This is a genomic window from Actinocorallia sp. B10E7 (genome assembly GCF_039871655.1).
Taxonomy (GTDB): Bacteria; Actinomycetota; Actinomycetes; order Streptosporangiales; family Streptosporangiaceae; genus Actinocorallia.
Genome location: NZ_JBDPLZ010000014.1, coordinates 1 through 19,382, shown reverse-complemented (window position 1 = coordinate 19,382; position 19,382 = coordinate 1). Strand labels below are relative to the sequence as shown.

Genomic DNA, 19,382 nt, shown 5'->3' with positions numbered 1-19,382 from the left:
GGGTCTCAGCCGGTGAGGTCCGCCGCGATGGCGGCCGCGAAGACGTCCACGTCCTCCTCCGTGGTGTCGAAGGCGGTCATCCAGCGGACCTCGCCGGTGCTGAAGTTCCAGGTGTAGAAGCGGAAGCGCTTCTGCAGCCGCTCGGTGACGTCCTTCGGCAGGATCGCGAAGACGGCGTTGGCCTGGACCGGGCGGGTGATCTCCAGCCCCGGCAGGTCCCGGACCGCGTCGGCCAGCCGGACGGCCAGGCCGTTGGCGTGCCGGGCGTTGCGCAGCCACAGGTCGCCCTCCAGAAGCGCGAGGAGCTGGGCGGAGACGAACCGCATCTTGGACGCCAGCTGCATGGCGGACTTGCGCAGGTACTTGATCGACGGCGCGAGCTCCGGGTTCAGCACGACCACGGCCTCCCCGAGCATCAGGCCGTTCTTCGTGCCCCCGAAGGACAGCACGTCGACTCCCGCGTCGGTGGTGAACTCCCGCATCGGGACGTCCAGCGAGGCGGCGGCGTTGGCAAGCCGGGACCCGTCCATGTGCACCAACATGCCGCGTTCGTGCGCGTGGTCGGCCAGCGCGCGGACCTCCTCGGGCGTGTAGACGGTGCCCAGTTCGGTGCTCTGCGTCAGGGAGACCACGTGCGGCTGGGCGCGGTGCTCGTCGCCCCAGCCCCAGGCCTGGCGGTCCACCAGTTCGGGGGTGAGCCTGCCGTCGGGGGTGGGCACGGTCAGCAGCTTGATGCCGGCGACCTTCTCGGGGGCGCCGCACTCGTCGACGTTGATGTGCGCGGTCTCCGCGGCGACCACCGCCGACCAGCGCCTGGTCATGGCCGACAGGCCCACGACGTTGGCACCGGTGCCGTTGAACACCGGGAAGGCCTGGGCGTCCGGCCCGAAGTGGCGCTGGAAGACCTCCTGGAGCCGGGCGGTGTAGACGTCGTCGCCGTAGGACGTCTGGTGCCCGCCGTTGGCGGCGGCCATCGCGGCCAGGACCTCGGGGTGGATCCCGGCGTAGTTGTCGCTGGCGAAGCCGCGGAAGGAAGGGTCGTGCAGTTCAAGCGGTGAGGTCAAGACGGGTTCCGTTCAGTTCGGAGGCGGGCCGCTCCCACAGCCCGGCGATCTTCGAGGCGAGTTCTTCCACTGTCGTCCAGCCGGGTTTGGGCTCCTCGGTGGCCAGGGCCTTCACCACCAGGATCACGGCGGCGCTGTTCGTACCGGCGAAGGAGTCGGCCAGCGCGAGCGTCCAGGCCTCGGAGGCCGCCTTGGCCGCGGCGTAGGCGGCGTTGCCCTGGGTGGGGTGGCGTACGCCCGTCTGGGAGACGATGGCGACGCGGGCGCCGTCGGCGAACTCCAGGGCGAGGGTGATGTGCTGGAGCGTCCGGACCAGCATGTCGTGCAGGAACGCCCAGTCCTCCAGCTTCGTCTCGGCGAAGGTCTTGCCGCCGCGCCAGCCGCCGACCAGGTGCACCAGGCCGTCCACCGGCCCGAGCTCGGACGCCAGCGCGCGCACCGCGTCGAGGTCCAGCAGGTCGACGGCCTTCCCCGTGACGCCCGGGTGCTCCCATTCGGTGGGCCGCACGTCCAGGGCGATGACCCGGTGCCCGGCCTCGGCCAGCGCCCGTACCGCGGGAGGACCGGCCGCGCCGCCCGCTCCCGCCACCACGATCGTCTTCACGCCGCTGTGATTCCCTTCGTAGAATCGATGACGTCGCCCAGCCGCTTGGCCAGGGCTTCGTAGAACATGCTGAGCGGGAACTCGTCCGGCAGGACCGCGTCCACCCACGCCTTCGGCGGCTCCCCGGCCGGAAGCTCCCGCACGCCCGCGGCCCATCTGGAGGCCGGATGCGGCTCGACGTAGCGGGCGACCAGCGCGTGGGCCGCCAGCCAGTGGGCGAGCTTGGGCCGGTCGATGCCCTCCCGGTACAGCGCCTCGACCTCCTCGCACAGGGCGACGACGGCCTCGGGCAGGCGCTCCCAGTCGATCGTCAGCCGGTTGTCGGACCAGCGCACCACATGGCGCCGGTGCAGGTAGGCGAACAGCAGCTGCCCGCCCAGGCCATCGTAGTTGCGTACCCGGGGACCGGTGATCGGGAACCGGAAGAGCCGGTCGAAGAGGATCGCGTACTGCAGCAGCCGCGCGTGCGGCACGTCCGTCAGCCGGGTGGCCTCGCGGAAGGTGTTGAGGTCGCAGCGCAGCTCCTCCAGGGAGTAGAGCCAGTACGGCATCCGCTGCTTGATCATGAACGGGTCGAACGGCAACTCGCCGTGGCTGTGCGTGCGGTCGTGGATCAGGTCCCACAGCGCGAACGTGTCCTGGGCCAGCCGCTGGGAGGCCAGCAGGCGGGCGGCGTCCGGGGGCAGCGGCAGGCGCAGGGCGTCGGCGGCGGCGCGGCCGACCCGGCGGAACCGGGCCGCCTCCCGGTCGCAGAAGATCCCGCCCCAGGTGAAGCTCGAAGGCGCCTCGCGGACCGCGACGGTCTCGGGGAACAGCACCGCGGAGTCGGTGTCGTAGCCGGGGGTGAAGTCGATGAAGGCCAGCGGCACGAACATCGGATTGTCGTACCTGGACGCCTCCAGCTCCGCCAGCCAGTCCGGCCAGACGACCCGGCACAGCACCGCCTCGAGGTTGCGGGCGGGATTCCCGTTCTGGGTGTACATGGGGAAGACGACCAGGTGTTCGAGGCCGTCCTCGCGCCGCAGTTGCGGCTGGAAGGCCAGCAGGGAGCCGAGGAAGTCGGGGACGCCCAGGCCCTCGGCGGACCAGCGGCGCAGATCGGCCGCGGCGGCGTCCAGGTAGTCGGCGTCGTGGGGGAACAGCGGCGCCAGCCGCTCGACGCAGGAGGCGACCTGGTCGACGAGCTTCCCGGCGAGGGGGCGCTCTTCCTCGCGGACGGACCCGTCCTTGTCCTGCAGCGGCCGCAGCCGCTCGACGGTCTCCTTCAACTCGGCCCAGGCGGGGTGGGCCAGGGCGGGGGAGGGGGCGGCCGCCTCACCGGTCTCGCGGGGCGCGCCCGCGGCCCAGGTGACGACGCCGCGCCACAGCTCGGCGTGGTCGTGCTCGCCGATCGAGTCGTCGCCGAAGAGGTCGGAGTCGGCGAACACCGCGACCCGCCCCTCGCCCGCGGACACCGCGACGGCCAGGGGCGCCTCCGCGGGATCGGCGCTCGCGGAGGAGCGCAGCAGCACCGAGCCGCCGTCGGGGGCGTCCAGGGCGCCCGCCCGGTAGAAGCAGACGTTCCGGACGCCCGCCAGCGGGTCCTCTGGGCCGTCCTGCTCCTGGGGCTCGGCCATCACCCAGTGGGCGACGTCCCGGTGTGGTTGTGCCGGGGGTCCTGGACCGTCACGTTCCGGATTCCGATCCCGAACCGGGCCAGCAACTCGTCCAGGTTGGTCCCGTACTTGTCCTGCTCGCACTCGGCCATGACGACCAGTCCGCCGCCGGAGCGCACGAACGCCTCGATCACGTCCAGCTCGGCGGCGGTGAAGCGGGGCTCGCCCAGTCCGGTGGTGCGCTCCCAGCGGTCCTCGGAGGGGTGGGCGATCACCAGGACGTCCCGCCCTGCGAGGGCCTCGGCGGTGAGGGGTCCCTCGGTGCCGGCGTCGACCCGGTGCCCGGCCCCCCGCAGCAGCTCGGCGGCCCGGACGTAGCCGGCGTCGGCGGGATGGCCCGGATTCATGGTCCGTACCCGCTCGGGCCGGATGCTCCAGGCCTCCCGATGCGCCTCGTCGAACAGTACCTGCGCAAAGCCCCGCACGTCAGACCTCCCGAAATACTGCTTGATCATCGAAAAATTTATGGCAAAAAGCCTAACATTCGAAAGGTTATTCTCTTTCCCCTGGTCGGCGCTAGGCTTGGACCATGTCTTCCGATGTCCGCGTACGCTTCGCCCCGTCTCCCACCGGCATGTTCCACGTCGGGGGCGCCCGCTCCGCTCTGTTCAACTGGGCCATCGCCCAACAGACAGGGGGCACCTTCGTCCTGCGGATCGAGGACACCGACGCCAACCGCAACCGGCCCGAATGGACCGAGGGCATCATCTCCGCGCTCGCCTGGATCGGCATCAACAGCGGCTCCTCCCACTTCGAGGGCCCGCTCATGCAGTCCGACCAGGACGCCCAGCAGCGCGCCGCGGTGGCCGGGATGCTCGCCGAGGGCAAGGCCTACCACTGCGACTGCGACCGCCAGCAGGTCATCGCCCGCACCGGCGACCCCAACCGCGGCTACGACGGCCACTGCCGCGAGCGCGGCCTGTCCGACGGGCTGGTGCGCTTCCGCACCCCCGACGAGGGCGTCACCGTCGTCCAGGACGAGATCCGGGGCCGGGTGGAGTTCCCCAACGCGGCCATGGAGGACTTCGCCATCGCCCGCAGCGACGGCTCGCCGCTGTTCATCCTCGCCAACGTCGTCGACGACATCGAGATGGGCATCACCCAGGTCGTGCGCGGCGACGAGCACCTGTCCAACACCCCCAAGCAGCAGCTGCTGTGGGAGACCCTGGGGGTGGCGCCGCCGGTCTGGGCGCACGTGCCGGTGATCGTCAACGAGAAGCGGCAGAAGCTCTCCAAGCGGCGCGACAAGGTGGCGCTGGAGGACTACCAGGCCGAGGGCTACCTGGCCGACGCCATGGTCAACTACCTGATGCTGCTGGGCTGGGCGCCGTCGGGCGACCGCGAGATCGTGCCGTGGGAGGAGATGGTCGCCGAGTTCAGGCTCTCGGACGTCAACACCTCCCCGGCGTTCTTCGACGTCAAGAAGCTGCGCGCCATCAACGGCGAGTACATCCGCGCGCTGCCGCTGGAGAAGTTCATCGAGCAGAGCGACTCCTACCTGGACCCGGCCTGGGACCGCAAGGTCTTCGCCCAGCTCGCCGAGCTGGCCCAGACGCGCGTGGCGGTCCTGTCGGAGCTGCACGACCTGATGGACTTCGCCTTCCTGGACGAGCCGGTCTTCGACGAGCAGGCCTGGAACAAGGGCATGAAGGAGCCCGCCGCCGAGCTGCTGGCCGCCGCCGAGGAGGCCTACCGCGACGCCCCCTGGACCGCGGAGGAGCTCAAGAACCGCCTGGAGCAGGTCGGCGCCGGCTTCGGGCTGAAGCTCGGCAAGGCCCAGGCCCCAGTCCGGGTCGCCACCACCGGCCGCACCGTCGGCCTGCCGCTGTTCGAGTCCCTGGAGGTCCTGGGCCGCGAGCGCACCCTGGCGCGCATCGCCGCGGCACGGGCACGTTTGACCGACTGACCAGTTCCTTTTGGGAGATAAAGGGACATGGCTGCCCTATGAGGCGCACCTCGACCCGGCTCGCGGACGGCCGGGAGCTCATCTACTTCGACCTGCCGGACGACCCGCCCCGCGAACTCGAAGACGCCCGTGAGCTCCCGGCGCCTCCGCCGGCCTCGGAGCTGCGCTTCGACGAGCTGCGCGGCGAGTGGGTCGCCGTGGCGGCGCACCGGCAGGAACGCACCTTCCAGCCGCCCGGCGACCGCTGCCCGCTGTGCCCGTCCACCCCGGACTTCCTCTCGGAGATCCCCGGCCCCTACCGGGTGGTGACCTTCGAGAACCGGTTCCCCTCCTTCAGTGACCGGACCTCCGAGGGCCGCACCATGCCCGGCATCCGCCCCGGCGAGGGCCGCGCCGAGGTCATGTGCTTCACCTCTGACCACGAGGAGTCCTTCGCCGACCTGAGCGTCCGGGACGTCCGCCTGGTCCTGGACGTGTGGGCGGACCGCACCGAGGCCATGTCGGCCCTGCCCGGGGTCGAACACGTCTTCCCCTTCGAGAACAGGGGAGAGGAGATCGGCGTCACCCTCTCCCATCCGCACGGCCAGATCTACGGCTACCCCTTCGTCCCCCCGCACGTCCGCCGGATCCTGGACTCCCTGGAACGGGACCCGGGCGCCTTCGCCTTCCGCCTGACCCGCGAGCAGGCCGCCGAGCGCGTGGTCGCCGCCGACGAGCACTGGACGGCCTTCGTCCCCCGCGCCGCCCGCTGGCCCTTCGAGGTCCACTTCTACCCGCACCGCCAGCTCCCCGACCTACCGTCACTGACGGAGGAGGAACGCGACGCCTTCGCTCCCCTCTACCTGGACGTCCTCCGCCGCTTCGACGCCCTCTTCGATCTCCCGCTGCCCTACATGGCGGGCTGGTTCCAGGCTCCCGTCCGCCAGGCCCGCGACACCTTCCGCCTCCACCTCCAGCTCTTCTCCATCCGGCGCGCCTCCTCCAAGCTCAAGTACCTCGCGGCCTCCGAATCCGCGATGGGCGCCTTCATCAACGACGTCCGGCCGGAGGACGCCGCCCAGCTGCTCCGCGACGCCCTGCCTCCCTTCACCGGAAGCTGACCGAGCCGGAGTAGTGTCCGGCGGAGCAGACGAAACTCAGACGGCCGGGCCGGGGAACGCCCAGATCGATCCGGGTCTGTCCGTCTTTCGGCAGGAGGAGGGACGTGCCGCGCCGGGGCAGGGTGAAGGCCCGGGTGCAGCCGGTCGTGTTCTTGGTGCTGAGCACCAGAACGGTGGGGACTCCCGCGCGGGCCGACAGGAGGGCGGGGCGGTAACCGTCGTTCAGGGCGTGGACGGTGATGGTCTGGACGCCGGAGGCGTCGGTGGCGACATGGCGGACGTCCAGGGGCGGGGGACGGGTGATGTCGGGAAGCCAGCCGCCGAGGCGGAGGCCGCCGACCGCGGTCCAGGCCGCCACTCCCAGCAGGGCCACGCCGAGAAGGCGTGCGGGAAGGCCGCGCACCAGGGAGACGCCCAGGCCGAGGACCCCGGTGAGAGGCGCGGTGCCCAGGACGAAACCCGCCATGATGACCGCGCCGGTCAGGGGGGAACGCGAGGCCACGGCCAGGAGTTCGGCGGACAGGGTGATGCCGCAGGGGACCAGGACGGTGGCCGCGCCGATGAGCAGGGGATGGCCGAGCCGGGAGGGCGGCGGGCAGCCGTGGGCGGCGGGGCGCGGTCTGAGCAGGCGCAGCGCGAAGAACGCCAGGAGGACGGCGGAGAGCATCAGCAGGAAGCCGCGTATCAGCGGACCCGGCTGGACCGCCGCGCCGACACCGCCGAGGAGGGCGCCCAGGGCGGCGTGGGCGGCGAGCTTACCGGTGAGGAAGCCGGTGACGAGCCGGGCGGGACTGGCGCCCGGCCGGCCCGCCAGCCCGGCCAGCAGCCCGGTGTGCAGTGCGGCGCAGGTGGTGAGGCCCGCGAGCAGGCCCATGCCCGTGCCGGTCACGAAGGAGGTCGCCGTGCTCACGCATGGTCAGTGCCCGGAAAAGGGAGAGATCACCCGTCCTGGGGGAGAAAGAGGAGGTCGGCGAGCATGCCGCCTGCCGGGGTGTGGCGCTCCTCGGCGGGGCTGTCGTAGACGACGAGAAGCCTGTCGCCGATGACGACGATGCCCTCCGCGTGGTCCTCTCCGTCACCGTGCGGCAGGTCGCCGAGGTGCACGAGATCGTGCACGAACTCGGGGGCGTCGCACTTCGCGGCGTCCTTCCAGCGGAACAGGCGCACCGGGCCGCTCAACGCCATCGACGGGCCCGCCAGGACGAGCAGGTCGTCGCCGTCGGGGCACAGGTCGCGGATCCCGAGGCCGCGCAGGTCGAGGAAGTGGGAGTGGTAGCGGGCGCCGTTCAGAGAGCGCAGCCGCAGCCGGTGCTCGTCGCCGGGGTCGGTCTCGGGCCAGACCTCCACCATCGCGGCCCAGCCGCGCAGGACCGGCCCGCGGAAGCCGACGTACAGCCGGTCGCCGTGGAGGGCCAGGCCCTCGATGTCCACGCCGTTGTCCTTGGACGGGACCGACAGGAAGGGCGCGAGGTGGGGGTCGTCGCACAGCAGGTCGGCGATGGAGTCGCCGCGTCCGCCCAGGACGGCGGCGGTCCGGCCGTCGGCGGCCCTGCGCACCGGCACGGGAAGCCCGTCGGGGCCCTCCTCCAAGGGCAGCCGCACCAGGATGTAGCGGTTCTCCTCGCGCACGACCGTCGCCAGGCGGCGGCGGGACTTGTGGCCGGAGTGCTCGGGTTTGACCCGCTTGCGCTTCAGGCTGTGCGAACCGATCGCCCACAGCCAGCCATCCCCACTGGCCAGGCCCTCGATGTCGGCCTCCTCGTCGGGACCGGCGGGCAGGTCGACGAAGTCCGCGAGCCGGTAGGTCACCTCGTCGGAGTAGCCCGTGAGGACGCCGTCGGCGTCGTGCACCTCGGTGAGGCGTTCGATGGTGGCGGTCTCGTCACCGGCCACCCACAGGCACCGACCCTCCTTCCGCACCGCCGAAAGGTTCGTGTGGGTCTGCGCCTCGCGGCTCAGCGTGCCGAAAACCAGCTCAATTTGTCGTTCGACGAACATATCTCCAGATGTTTGCACAGGATCAGGCTTTTTCCTCGTCCAACAGCCCGCGCTGCCTCAACAACTCGGCCTGCTCCCTGATCAGCGCCGCCTGCCGCTGCAGCTGCTTGTCCTTGTTGTACAAGTCCACGAACACCGACACCTTCGCCCGCAGCACCCAGGGGTCGAACGGCTTGGAGATGAAGTCGACGGCCCCCGCCGCGTATCCGCGGAAGGCGTAGTCCGGGTCGCTGTTGAGCGCGGTGAGGAAGATGATCGGAATGTCCCGGGTCTTCTTCCGGCGCTTGATGTCGCGGGCGGTCTCGAAGCCGTCCATGCCCGGCATCACCACGTCGAGCAGGATCACCGCGTACTCGTCGGTGAGCAGCGCCTTCAGCGCCTCCTCCCCGGAACGGGCCCGCACCAGCTCCTGGTCCAGGGAACTGAGGATGGCCTCGAGCGCGATCAGGTTCTCCTCGCGGTCGTCCACGAGGAGGATCTTCACCTTGTCCTCCATCGGATCAGTTCACCTCCGGGTTCTGCAGCCAGGTGCGCATGACACTCAGCAGACGGTCGATGTCAACCGGTTTGGCGACATAGTCGGAGGCTCCTGCCGCCAGGCTCGCCTCCCGGTCTCCCTGCATCACCTTGGCCGTGATCATGATGATGGGCAACTCGGCGAACTGCGGCATGCTCCTGATCGTCTCGGTGGTGGCGTAGCCGTCCAGACCCGGCATCATCACGTCCATCAGGACGATCGCAACATCGGGGTTGCGCTGCAGCAGGTCTATGCCCGCCTGGCCGTCCTCGGCGTACAGCACGTCCATGCCGTACCCCTCCAGCACGCTGGTGAGCGCGAACACGTTCCGGACGTCGTCGTCGACGACCAGGACCTTCTTCCCCGACAGGACCAGGTCGAGGTACTCCGTGGGCTCTTCCTCCTCCAGCGGAAGGAGCACCAGGTCCTCCACGGGCTGCGCCTGCTGCTGCGGCACGGCCGGCACCGGTAGGTCGGCGCCCGCCCCCCGGTGGTCCACCGGCAGGAGGAGCGAGAAGACGCTGCCCACCCCCGCCTCGCTCTCGGCCTGGATCTCGCCGTTCAGCAACTGGGCGATGTTCCGGCTGATCGACAGCCCGAGCCCGGTCCCGCCGTACCGGCGGCTGGTGGTGCCGTCCGCCTGCTGGAACGCCTCGAAGATCAGCTGCAGCTTGTCCTCGTCGATCCCGATCCCGGTGTCGACGACCCGGAACGCCACCAGGGGCTCGGAGTCCTGCAGCCGGGAGGCGGCGACCTCCTCGGGGGTGGCCGGACCGATCACCAGTTCGGCCTTGCCCTCGGAGGTGAACTTCACCGCGTTCGACAACAGGTTGCGCAGCACCTGCTCGACCCGCTGCTCGTCGGTGAACAGCGTCGAGGGGGTGCCGGGCTCGATCCTGACGTCGAACTCCAGGCCCTTGTCCGCCGCCATCGGCCGGAACGTGGCGTCCATGTAGTCCACCAGATTCGCCAGCTCCAGCGGCTGCGGATGGATGTCCATCTTGCCCGCCTCGACCTTCTCCAGGTCGAGGATGTCGTTGATGAGCTGGAGCAGGTCGGTGCCCGAGTCGTGGATCGTCCGGGCGAACTCCACCTGCTTGGCGGTCAGGTTGCCCTCGGTGTTCTCCGACAGCAGCTTGGCCAGCACCAGGAGGCTGTTGAGCGGCGTGCGCAGCTCGTGTGACATGTTCGCCAGGAACTCCGACTTGTAGCGGGAGGAGACCGCCAGCTGCTCGGCCCTCTCCTCCAGCGCCCGCCGCGCCTGCTCGATCTGGAAGTTCTGGATTTCGATCGCGCGGTTCTGCTTGGCCAGCAGCGCGGCCTTCTCCTCCAGCTCGGTGTTGGAGCGGCGCAGCTCGGCCTGCTGGCGCTGCAGCTCGTCGGAGCGTTCCTGCAGCTCGTGGGTGAGCCGCTGGGACTCCTCCAGCAGCGAGGCGGTCCGGGTCGTGGCGATGATGGCGTTGATGGTGACGGCCATCGTCTCGGTGAACTGGTCGAAGAACGCCAGGTGCACCGGGTTGAAGCCGTCGAAGGAGGCCAGCTCGATCGCGCCGAGCACCTGCTCCTCGAAGACGATCGGCATGACGATCACGCTCGCCGGGGCCGAGGCCCCCAGCCCGGACCTGATCTTCAGATAACCGCGGGGCACCTCGCGGACGTGGATCACCCGGTGTTCCATGGCCGCCTGCCCCACCAGGCCCTCGCCCAGCGCGAACCGCACCCGCCCCACCGAGTCGCGGGCCAGCCCGTAACCGGCGGTCAGCACCAGCTCCGAGTCCCTGGCCAGGTACAGCGCGCCGTGCTGCGCGCCGACCGTCTGGGTGAGCTCGTTCATGATGAGCTGCGAGACCTGGGCCAGGTCGCGCTGGCCCTGCATGAGCCGGCCGATCCGGGCCAGGTTGGTCTTCAGCCAGTCCTGCTCCTCGTTGGCCCGGGTGGTCTCCCGCAGGTTGGCCACCATCAGGTTGACGTTGTCCTTGAGTTCGGCGACCTCCCCCCTGGCCTCGACGTCGATCTTGCGGGTGAGGTCGCCACTGGCCACCCCCGAGGCGACCTCGGCGATCGCCCGCACCTGGGTGGTGAGGTTGGAGGCCAGTTCGTTCACGCTCTCGGTCAGGCCCTTCCAGGTGCCCGAGACGCCCTCGACCTTGGCCTGGCCGCCGAGCCTGCCCTCCGATCCCACCTCGCGCGCCACCCGGGTGACCTCGGAGGCGAAGGAGGACAGGGTGTCGACCATGGTGTTGATGGTCGTCTTCAGCTCCAGGATCTCGCCTCGCGCGTCGACGTCGATCTTGAGGGTGAGGTCGCCGTGGGCGACGGCCGTGGTGACCTGGGCGATGTTGCGGACCTGGTAGGTGAGGTTGGTGGCCATGCCGTTGACGTTGTCGGTGAGGTCTTTCCAGACTCCGCTGACGCCTCGGACGTTGGCTTGTCCGCCGAGGTTGCCTTCGGTGCCGACTTCGCGTGCCACCCGGGTGACCTCGTCGGCGAAGGCCGACAGCTGGTCGACCATGGTGTTGAGGGTGTTCTTGAGCTCCAGGATCTCGCCCCGCGCGTCCACCGTGATCTTGCGGCTCAGGTCGCCGCGGGCCACCGCCGTCGCCACCTGGGCGATGTTGCGGACCTGGTAGGTGAGGTTGGTGGCCATGCCGTTGACGTTGTCGGTGAGGTCTTTCCAGACTCCGCTGACGCCTCGGACGTTGGCTTGTCCGCCGAGGTTGCCTTCGGTGCCGACTTCGCGTGCCACCCGGGTGACCTCGTCGGCGAAGGCCGACAGCTGGTCCACCATCGTGTTGACGGTCTGCTTCAGCTCCTGCAGTTCTCCGGCGGCCTCCACCGTGACCTTGCGGGTCAGGTCGCCCTTGGCCACAGCCGTCGTCACCACCGCGATGTCCCGGACCTGCGCGGTGAGCCGCCCCGCCATGGTGTTGACCGCGCTCGTCACATCACGCCACCGGCCCGACATGCCCCGCAGCGGGGCCTGGCCGCCCAGCCGGCCCTCAGTGCCGACCTCCCGCGCCACCTGGGTGACCTGGGAGGTGAAGGTGTCCAACTGGTCGACCATGGTGTTGACCGAACGGGCCATCCTCAACATGTCGCCGCGCAGCGCCCGCCCGTCCGCCCGCAACTCCACCTTGTGGGACAGGTCGCCGGACGCCACGGCGTCCACCACCTGAGCCATCGCCACCGTCGGGCCGGTGAGCGCGTCCATCAACCCGTTGGAGGCGTCTATGGTGGCGGCCCAGGAACCCGCGCCCGGCCCCGCGTTCATCCGCTCGTCCAGCCGGCCCTCGCGCGAGACCTCCTTGCGCACCCGGATGGCCTCCTGGTGGTGGTGGGAGGCGCGTTCACGGATCTGGTCGACGAGAAGCAACGCCGTCGCTATGGCACCCTGGCCCTTGAGCGAGTTGGGCCGGAAATCCCCGTCGCGCAGCTTGGAAAGCGCCTGGAGCAGCGGCTCCATATCGGCGTCGCTGTAACGTGGGTTTCCATCCAACCGGGAATTCACGCTTATCGTTCTAGGCATAGGGTGCTCCTAGTACATCCGGTGGGGAGTCTGTCACTGATCGAGCGAACGGACAGGACCGAGTAATGCCCTCTTCGGCTGAGTTCACCGAGAGAACCTGGCGCGGGTGGATGACCTTCGTCGCGGAGGCCAGTGAGCTGCTCGCCGGCACTCTCGACCCCAAGGGCATCCTGGCGCTGACCGCGCAGCTGGTCGTTCCGCGGCTGGCCACCTGGTGCGCGGCCTACACTGACGAGAACCAGCCGCCGGTCTATGTCTGGCACACCGATGAGGACTGCTCGGATGACCTGAAACACCTCCTGCAGATGGAGGGGCTGCCACCGTCGGGGCCACCCGTTCCATGGGGCAACGATCTGGCGTGCACGATCCCCCTGGTCGCCCGGGGTAGGGAGCTCGGCGCGATCGCCATCGGCCGGTCCGGGCGGTTTCCACCAGACTACTTCGAGTTGGCCGAGGAACTGGTCCGGAGATCGGCTCTGGCTCTCGACAACGCAAGGCTGTACGCGGAACAGAAGTCCACAAGCCTAGCGCTTCAGCGCAGCCTCCTTCCTCCGGAGCTGCCGGACCTTCCGGGATTCGATCTGGCGGTAACCTACAATCCCGCCGGAGAAGGTGCGGAAGTGGGAGGCGACTTCTACGACGTATTCGTCTGCCCGCCCAGTGAGGATGGTCGCACCCGGTGGCGGTTCGCGATCGGAGACGTCTGCGGCACCGGCCCCGAGGCCGCCGCGGTCACCGGCCTGGCCCGGCACGCGCTGCGCATCCTGGGCGCTGAGGGCATGCCGCTGCCGGACGTCGTGGAGCGCCTGAACCGGCTGATCATCGCCGAGGGAGACCGGGGCAGCTTCCTCACCCTCCTGCACGGCGAGCTGTCCGAAGAGGGAGAACTGTCCCTGGTATGCGCGGGCCACCCGCTGCCGCTGATCCTCTCGCCCGACGGCAGGGTGACGGAGTGCGCCACCCCGCAGCCGCTGCTCGGCGTGATGGACGGGATCGGGTTCGACACCGACACCACCAAACTGGAGCCCGGCGACGTGCTCTTCTCCTGCACCGACGGGGTCACCGAGCGTCGCAACGGAGGCGTCCTGCTCGGCGACGGGAACGGCCTGGAGGAGCTGCTGTCCTCCTGCGCCGGGCTGAGCGCCGGGGCCGTCGCCGCGACGGTCGAGCAGGCGGTCCGGGACTACTCAGCCGAGCCCGGTCAGGACGACATGGCCATAGTGGTGCTGCGCGCGCTGGATTGACGCTCGGGTTATGTTTGTCTGGTGAGGCTGGCCCTGGACACGAGAAAAGACGAAGACCGGACGCTGGTGACAGCACGCGGTTCCATCGACCTGCACTCCTCCGCGAGCCTGCAGAGTCATCTGATCGGCCTGCTCGACGAGGGTGATCGACAGATCGTCGTCGACCTGGCCGCGGTGGACTTCTGCGACTCCTCGGGGCTGAACGTCTTGGTCAGGGCTTACAAGCACGCGCGGGTGACCAACGCCGCCCTCGTCGTGACAGGGGCCCAGGGCCGGGTGCAGAACGTCCTGCGCACCACCGGCCTGGACAAATACCTGATCCGCGAGCTGTGATGTACGACGAGACCACCTTGCGCGCCGCCCCGCTGACCGAGGCCGTGGAACAGTCACGAAGGCTCGTGGCCAGGACGATGCGGGCTTGGAACCTGACCGCGGGGGAGGAGCCGGTGACGGCCGTCGTCGCCGAGCTCGTCGCCAACGCCGTCACGCACGCCTCCACCCCGTTCGAGTTGAGACTGGTGCGGGGCGAGGACAACGTCCGGGTCGAGGTACGCGACCGCGACCACAGGCTGCCGATCCTGCGCGACCCGCACCCGCTCTCCGACGGGGGCCGCGGCATCTTCCTGGTCGACCGCTACGCCAGGTCCTGGGGTGCCGAACCGGCGCCGGACGGCGGCAAGGTCGTGTGGGCCGAGATCGAGGTCACACCCCAGGCCGCCGTCGCGGGCTGAGCACGCTCAGCCCCGGTACATCTCCGCGATCAGGAAGGCCAGATCGAGGGACTGCTGCCGGTTGAGACGCGGGTCGCAGGCGGTCTCGTACCGCTCGTGCAGATCGCTCTCGGCGATCCCGTGGCCCCCGCCGATGCACTCGGTCACGTCGTCACCGGTGAACTCCAGGTGCACGCCGCCCGGGTGGGTGCCCAGAGCCCGGTGAACCTCGAAGAACCCGGCGATCTCGTCGACGACGTCGCCCAGCCTGCGGGTCTTGTGGCCCGACTCGGCCTCGAAGGTGTTGCCGTGCATCGGGTCGCACAGCCACACCACCGGCGCGCCCGAGCCGTTGACCTTCTCGACCAGGGGAGGCAGCGCGTCGCGGACCTTGCCAGAGCCCATCCGGGTGATGAAGGTGAGCCTGCCCGGCTCGCCCTCGGGGTTGAGCCTCTCGACCAGCGCCAGCGCGTCGTCGGGGGTGGTCGTCGGACCCAGCTTGACGCCGATCGGGTTGCGGATGTGGCGCAGGAACTCCACGTGCGCCCCGTCCAGGCGGCGGGTGCGCTCACCGATCCACAGGAAGTGCGCCGACACGTCGTAGGGCAGGCCCGTGCGGGCGTCGATCCTGGTGAGCGCCCGTTCGTAGTCCAGGAGCAGAGCCTCGTGGCTGGAGTAGAAGTCCACCTCGGAGAACTCCTCGGGATCGGCCCCGCAGGCGCGCATGAAGGTCAGCGCCCGGTCGATCTCCCCCGCGAGCAGCTCGTAGCGCTGGCCGGCCGGGCTGCTCGCCACGAAGTCCTGGTTCCAGGCGTGCACCTGGCGGAGATCGGCGTAACCGCCCTTGGTGAAGGCGCGGGTGAGGTTCAGCGTGGTGGCCGCCGAGTAGTAGGCGCGCAGCAGCCGCCGCGGGTCGTTGCGCCGGGCCTCGGGGGTGAACTCGACGCTGTTGACCATGTCGCCGCGGTAGGCGGGGAGGGTCACCCCGTCGCGGGTCTCGGTCGGCTTGGAGCGCGGCTTGGCGAACTGGCCGGCCATCCGGCCGATCTTGACCACCGGGACGCTGCCCGCGTAGGTCAGCACCACGGCCATCTGCAGCAGCGTCTTGATCTTGTTGCGGACGGAGTCGGCGTTCGAGCCCTCGAAGGTCTCCGCGCAGTCACCGCCCTGCAGCACGATGGCCTCGCCGCGGGCGACCGCGGCCAGCCTCTCCTTCAGCTGGTCGCACTCGCCGGCGAAGACCAGCGGAGGCTGGGCGGCCAGCTCGGAGGTGACCGCCTCGAGTTCGGCGGGATCGGCCCATTCCGGCTGCTGGAGGGCGGTCAGCCCGCGCCAGGCGTCGAGATCGAACGAAGTGCTGCTCTGGGTGCTCACGAGATATCAGAGTAGAACAGCCCGCGACCTGAGGACACCGTCCTCCCACGGAGAGTCGACCACGTCAGGCCAGGGGGGCGCGGCGACCCGACCTCGGGGAAAGGGCCGGTCACGCGGCGGCCGGGGCGGCGGAGCTCGTGCGGGCGACGGCCTTGCGCGTCTGGACGGGCGCAGCCGCCTGCACCGTGATTCCGCTCTCGGCGTCCGACTCCAGCACCAGCTGGCGCAGTCGCCGCAGCGAACGGTCGGTGATCTGGCGGACCCGGTTGTGGCTCAGCCCGTACCGGGCGCCGATCTGGGCGTACGACTGGGGCTCGCCGCTCTCCATGCCGAACCGGGCCCGCAGGATCGCCTGCTCCCTGGCGGGCAGCCGCTGCAGCATGCGGACCAGGCCGTCCAGATCGTCGGCGGCGACCACCTCGGTCTCCGGGGTGATCGCCTCCGGGTCCTGCAGCAAGGTGCCCATCGGGGTCTCGCCCTCGTCGTCCACGCTGGCGTCGAGGCTGGCCGGATCACGCCGCCAGCCCAGCAGCTCGTCCACGTGCTCGGCAGTGGTGTCGAGGGCCGCGGCCAGTTCCTCGCGCAGGGGGTCTCGGCCCAGCTCCCGGCTGAGCGTGCGCTCGGCCCGGCGCAGCCGGGACAACTCCTCCTCCACGTGCACCGGCAGCCGGATGGCCCGCGCGGTGTGGCTGAGCCCCCGCCCGATCGCCTGCCTGATCCACCAGGTGGCGTAGGTGGAGAACTTGTAGCCGCGCCGGTAGTCGAACTTCTCCACGGCCCGCATCAGGCCGAGGTTGCCCTCCTGGATCAGGTCGATCAGCGGGAGGGCCTCGGTGGGGTACTTGCGCGCGATCGACACGACCAGCCTCAGGTTGGCCTCGACGAACCTCTGCTTGGCCTCCAGGCCCAGCTCGACGAGTTCCCGCAGCTCCGACGGCTCGACCCCGATGGGCGACTCACCGGTCTCGATCAGCTGCTGGGCGTACAGGCCCGCCTCGATCGCCTTGGACAGCTCGACCTCCTCGACGGCGTCGAGCAGCGGCCTGCGTCCGATCCGGTCGAGGTAAGCGCCGACGAGATCCTTGTCGGGGTTGTCCGCGATCGCTCCACGAGTTGCAGCCATCCTGCCCCTTCTTCGGTCGAGGGTTCCCTACACTGCCAACGTTAATTACGGCTCTGTGATTCCCGGATCGGCGCGGGAATAGCCATGGCCGACTTCGTTGCTTTACGGAGTGCCCACTTCAGGGGCATCCAATACGCTGCAGAACGGGAGAACCCAGGCATGGCGACGGTCCAGCTGACCGAGGACACCTTCGACGAGGTGGCACAGGGCGAGGGCATCGTGCTGATCGACTTCTGGGCCTCCTGGTGCGGCCCCTGCATGCGTTTCGGGCCCGTCTACGAGCAGGTCTCCGAGCGCCACCCGGACATCACCTTCGGCAAGGTCGACACCGAGGACCAGCCGGCCCTCTCCGCCCGCTTCGACGTGCGCTCCATCCCCACGATCATGGCGGTCCGCGACGGCGTCATCGTCTACGCCGAGCCCGGCGCCCTGCCCGAGAAGTCACTGGAGAACATCATCGAGCAGGTGCGCGCCCTGGACATGGACGAGATCAGGCAGAAGCTCGGGCAGAGCTGATCCGTCCGGGGCCGGTCACCCGGACGCACGCCCTAGCCTGGTCGGGTGCTGAGCGACGTCGAAGATCTGCTGGCCTGCCCGCTGTGCGGTGCGGACCTCGCCCTGGGGGAGCGGACACTGCGCTGCCCGGCCGGACACTCCTTCGACATCGCCCGCCAGGGGTACGTCACCCTGCTGGCGGGCGACGCCGGGGCCGGCACCGCCGACACCTCCGCCATGGTCCGGGCCCGCGCGGACTTCCTCGCCGCGGGTCACTACGCGCCGCTCGCCGCGGCCCTGGCCGCTTCGGCCTCCGGCGCCGTGCTGGACGCGGGCGCCGGCACCGGCCACTACCTCGCCGCGGCTCTTCGCTCCGGAGGGGCCGAGCGGGGACTCGCCCTGGACCTGTCAAAGCACGCCATGCGCCGCGCGGCCCGCGCCCACCCGAAGATCGGCGCGGTCGTCGCCGACCTCTGGCGCGATCTGCCGGTGCGCAGCGCGACGATCGACACCGTCTACGACGTCTTCGCCCCTCGCAACGCCCCCGAGTTCCGCCGGGTTCTCCGTCCTGGAGGGCGGCTCCTGGTGGTGACGCCGACGGCGGCCCATCTGTCCGAGCTGGTCGGGCCGCTGGGCCTGTTGTCGGTCGACGAGCGCAAGGACGAACGGCTGGCCGGAACGTTCGAGGGCGTCTTCGGACTCGACTCGGCCGACACGGTGACCATGCCCCTGGAACTCAACGAGGAGGAGGCGGCCACCCTCGTCGGGATGACGCCCAGCGCACACCACGTGCCGGCGGAGCGACTGCGGGCCGGTCTCGCGGCCCTGGGACCGAAGATCCAGGCCACGGCGCAGATGCGGTTGTCCGTCTACCTGCCCGAGCGCTGACCTCACAGGCCGGTGCGCGCCAGATCCACCACGATCTGCGGAACCTCGCCGGGCTGAAGCGCCTCCAGCGCGCGGGGCACCTGGCTCACCTCGTAGAGGAAGGAGACGGAGACCGCGCGGACCGCCCCGTGCAGCAGAAGGCTCTGCAACGCCTGCCCGGCGCGGAGCCATGAGGCAGGGCCGTCCCCCGAAGTCGCGATCGCCGCCGTCTGCGGCCCGCCGCTCCGGGGAAGAAGGTGCAGAACCGCGCCTTCCAGCCGCACCGCCTCCTGGAGCTCCTGCAACACGGGAAGCGGAGGCCGCTGATCCCCGTAGGGCTGACGGCTGGGGAGCGGACGGAGGCTCGTCGCGTAGAGGAGCCGCTCCTCCGGGTGGGAACGCCGGGGGCCGGCCAGCCGCACCGACGCGAGCAGTGTCGGGTGGCCCCGGTCCGGCAGCAGCCTGATGACCGGCTCGTAACCCACCTGAGCGGAGGACAACCGCAGATTGAAGAGTGCCGCGCCGCAACTCAGATGCAGGCCGCGGGCGCGGGGGTCGGCCGCCGCGCGGAACCTGACCGGATCGGCGTGCACCTCCACCAGTCCGGGCAGCGCCCGGAGCCGGGAGGCATGGATGTCGTGCAACGCGGGGGCGAGCGCGCCGGCGACCACGAACCGGCTGGCGTTGTGCTCGTTGAGAGCCCCCGCGACGGTCGGCGTCGTCACTGTGCCTCCACCGGTCCAGAGCGTCGACTGAGTCGGTAGAAGGTACTGAACTCCTGTGGCGCCCGCCACCCTGGGGCACTTCGGTTTGACGCCGTCGGGAGGCCTGCGTAAGCTCGGCGAACCGACCTACGGAAAACCATGTGCGGATCGCCATCCGCCGGGTTACCCTGGTTCGGTCAGCCCGTTGAGGGGATGCAGGACGCCGCAGGCGGCCGGCCCCGGTGGGACTCCACTTGAGTAGCGAATCGCGAACTCTTCGAAGTTCGGGGTTACTGCTGTGCGTGGAAATGGGCTGGGACGTATAAATGAAGCAGGGAAAACCCGCTGATTTGACACTCCAGAAGAGCCTGCTAAATTAGAAACATCGCAGCGAGGGAAACGCCGAAAGGCGCGAAACGAACTGCGGGGGCTGGTCCGGGAGAATCAACTCGAAAGAGCGGATTTGACAGGAAGAAACAGCCTGATAAGTTAGAA

17 protein-coding genes and 1 pseudogene are annotated in these 19,382 nt (G+C 69.9%); 7 read left to right on the top strand and 11 right to left on the bottom strand.

All coding sequences use genetic code 11. The features are described from left to right. Positions 1-5 precede the first annotated feature (5 nt). The 4 genes from ABGB12_RS31780 to ABGB12_RS31765 are packed head-to-tail and all read right to left on the bottom strand — an operon-like array spanning position 6 to position 3,748. Complete coding sequence (locus tag ABGB12_RS31780) at positions 6-1,064, bottom strand: low specificity L-threonine aldolase (RefSeq protein WP_347683681.1); 1,059 nt, start codon at positions 1,062-1,064, stop codon at positions 6-8. After that, positions 1,048-1,668 (bottom strand): SDR family NAD(P)-dependent oxidoreductase, encoded by a 621-nt coding sequence (locus ABGB12_RS31775; protein ID WP_347683679.1) that lies wholly within the window; start codon positions 1,666-1,668, stop codon positions 1,048-1,050. Before ABGB12_RS31775 ends, ABGB12_RS31780 begins: the two co-directional genes overlap by 17 nt. Further along, complete coding sequence (locus ABGB12_RS31770; RefSeq protein ID WP_347683677.1) at positions 1,665-3,284, bottom strand: DUF6421 family protein; 1,620 nt, start codon at positions 3,282-3,284, stop codon at positions 1,665-1,667. Before ABGB12_RS31770 ends, ABGB12_RS31775 begins: the two co-directional genes overlap by 4 nt. Beyond that, positions 3,284-3,748 (bottom strand): hypothetical protein, encoded by a 465-nt coding sequence (locus tag ABGB12_RS31765; RefSeq protein WP_347683675.1) that lies wholly within the window; start codon positions 3,746-3,748, stop codon positions 3,284-3,286. Before ABGB12_RS31765 ends, ABGB12_RS31770 begins: the two co-directional genes overlap by 1 nt. A gap of 104 nt (positions 3,749-3,852) precedes the next feature. On the opposite strand from ABGB12_RS31765, the gene gltX reads away from it, so the two are divergent. Continuing rightward, positions 3,853-5,229: a glutamate--tRNA ligase gene (gltX, locus tag ABGB12_RS31760; protein WP_347683673.1), complete on the top strand. Its 1,377-nt coding sequence runs from the start codon at positions 3,853-3,855 to the stop codon at positions 5,227-5,229. 38 nt (positions 5,230-5,267) lie between these two features. Beyond that, a complete protein-coding gene (gene galT, locus ABGB12_RS31755) occupies positions 5,268-6,329 on the top strand; it encodes a galactose-1-phosphate uridylyltransferase (RefSeq protein WP_347683671.1) in 1,062 nt (353 codons plus the stop codon). Here the strand turns inward: galT and ABGB12_RS31750 are convergent. From ABGB12_RS31750 to ABGB12_RS31735, 4 genes and pseudogenes are all read right to left on the bottom strand, one after another. Further along, positions 6,316-7,239 (bottom strand): sulfite exporter TauE/SafE family protein, encoded by a 924-nt coding sequence (locus tag ABGB12_RS31750; RefSeq protein ID WP_347683669.1) that lies wholly within the window; start codon positions 7,237-7,239, stop codon positions 6,316-6,318. The two genes, galT and ABGB12_RS31750, sit on opposite strands and share 14 nt — an antisense overlap. Before the next feature lie 29 nt (positions 7,240-7,268). Continuing rightward, positions 7,269-8,249 (bottom strand): DUF3616 domain-containing protein, encoded by a 981-nt coding sequence (locus tag ABGB12_RS31745; RefSeq protein ID WP_347683667.1) that lies wholly within the window; start codon positions 8,247-8,249, stop codon positions 7,269-7,271. A 121-nt stretch (positions 8,250-8,370) separates the two neighbouring features. Beyond that, positions 8,371-8,823: pseudogene (locus ABGB12_RS31740) on the bottom strand (response regulator); the annotation flags it as partial. Positions 8,824-8,827: 4 nt separating this feature from the next. Continuing rightward, positions 8,828-12,307: a HAMP domain-containing protein gene (locus ABGB12_RS31735; protein WP_347683665.1), complete on the bottom strand. Its 3,480-nt coding sequence runs from the start codon at positions 12,305-12,307 to the stop codon at positions 8,828-8,830. A gap of 128 nt (positions 12,308-12,435) precedes the next feature. Here ABGB12_RS31735 and ABGB12_RS31730 point away from each other — a divergent pair, with 128 nt between their 5' ends. From ABGB12_RS31730 to ABGB12_RS31720, 3 genes are read left to right on the top strand one after another with little or no spacing between them, the layout of a single operon-like run. Continuing rightward, positions 12,436-13,614, top strand: coding sequence for a GAF domain-containing SpoIIE family protein phosphatase (locus ABGB12_RS31730; protein WP_347683663.1), 1,179 nt, complete (start codon positions 12,436-12,438; stop codon positions 13,612-13,614). 21 nt (positions 13,615-13,635) lie between these two features. Then, positions 13,636-13,947 carry an STAS domain-containing protein gene (locus ABGB12_RS31725; RefSeq protein ID WP_347683661.1) on the top strand — a complete coding sequence of 104 codons (312 nt, stop codon included), beginning with the start codon at positions 13,636-13,638 and terminating at the stop codon, positions 13,945-13,947. After that, positions 13,947-14,345, top strand: a complete 399-nt coding sequence (locus tag ABGB12_RS31720; protein ID WP_347683659.1) for an ATP-binding protein — start codon at positions 13,947-13,949, stop codon at positions 14,343-14,345. The genes ABGB12_RS31725 and ABGB12_RS31720 overlap by 1 nt, the downstream gene beginning before the upstream one ends. A gap of 6 nt (positions 14,346-14,351) precedes the next feature. On the opposite strand, the gene ABGB12_RS31715 is transcribed toward ABGB12_RS31720, so the two are convergent. Then, entirely contained in the window at positions 14,352-15,698 is a 1,347-nt protein-coding gene (locus tag ABGB12_RS31715) for a 3-deoxy-7-phosphoheptulonate synthase class II (RefSeq protein ID WP_347683657.1), read from the bottom strand. A gap of 109 nt (positions 15,699-15,807) precedes the next feature. Further along, on the bottom strand, positions 15,808-16,821 hold the full coding sequence (locus ABGB12_RS31710; RefSeq protein WP_347683655.1) for a sigma-70 family RNA polymerase sigma factor: 1,014 nt from the start codon (positions 16,819-16,821) through the stop codon (positions 15,808-15,810). A 159-nt stretch (positions 16,822-16,980) separates the two neighbouring features. Here ABGB12_RS31710 and ABGB12_RS31705 point away from each other — a divergent pair, with 159 nt between their 5' ends. Together ABGB12_RS31705 and ABGB12_RS31700 are read left to right on the top strand one after the other, a co-directional pair. Then, the gene (locus tag ABGB12_RS31705) at positions 16,981-17,337 is read left to right on the top strand and encodes a thioredoxin domain-containing protein (protein WP_347683653.1); all 357 of its coding nucleotides are present in this window, start codon (positions 16,981-16,983) and stop codon (positions 17,335-17,337) included. 45 nt (positions 17,338-17,382) lie between these two features. Then, positions 17,383-18,204 (top strand): putative RNA methyltransferase, encoded by an 822-nt coding sequence (locus tag ABGB12_RS31700; RefSeq protein ID WP_347683651.1) that lies wholly within the window; start codon positions 17,383-17,385, stop codon positions 18,202-18,204. Between the two features lie 2 nt (positions 18,205-18,206). Here ABGB12_RS31700 and ABGB12_RS31695 read toward each other — a convergent pair whose 3' ends face one another. Further along, on the bottom strand, positions 18,207-18,908 hold the full coding sequence (locus ABGB12_RS31695; protein WP_347683650.1) for a hypothetical protein: 702 nt from the start codon (positions 18,906-18,908) through the stop codon (positions 18,207-18,209). Positions 18,909-19,382 lie beyond the last annotated feature (474 nt).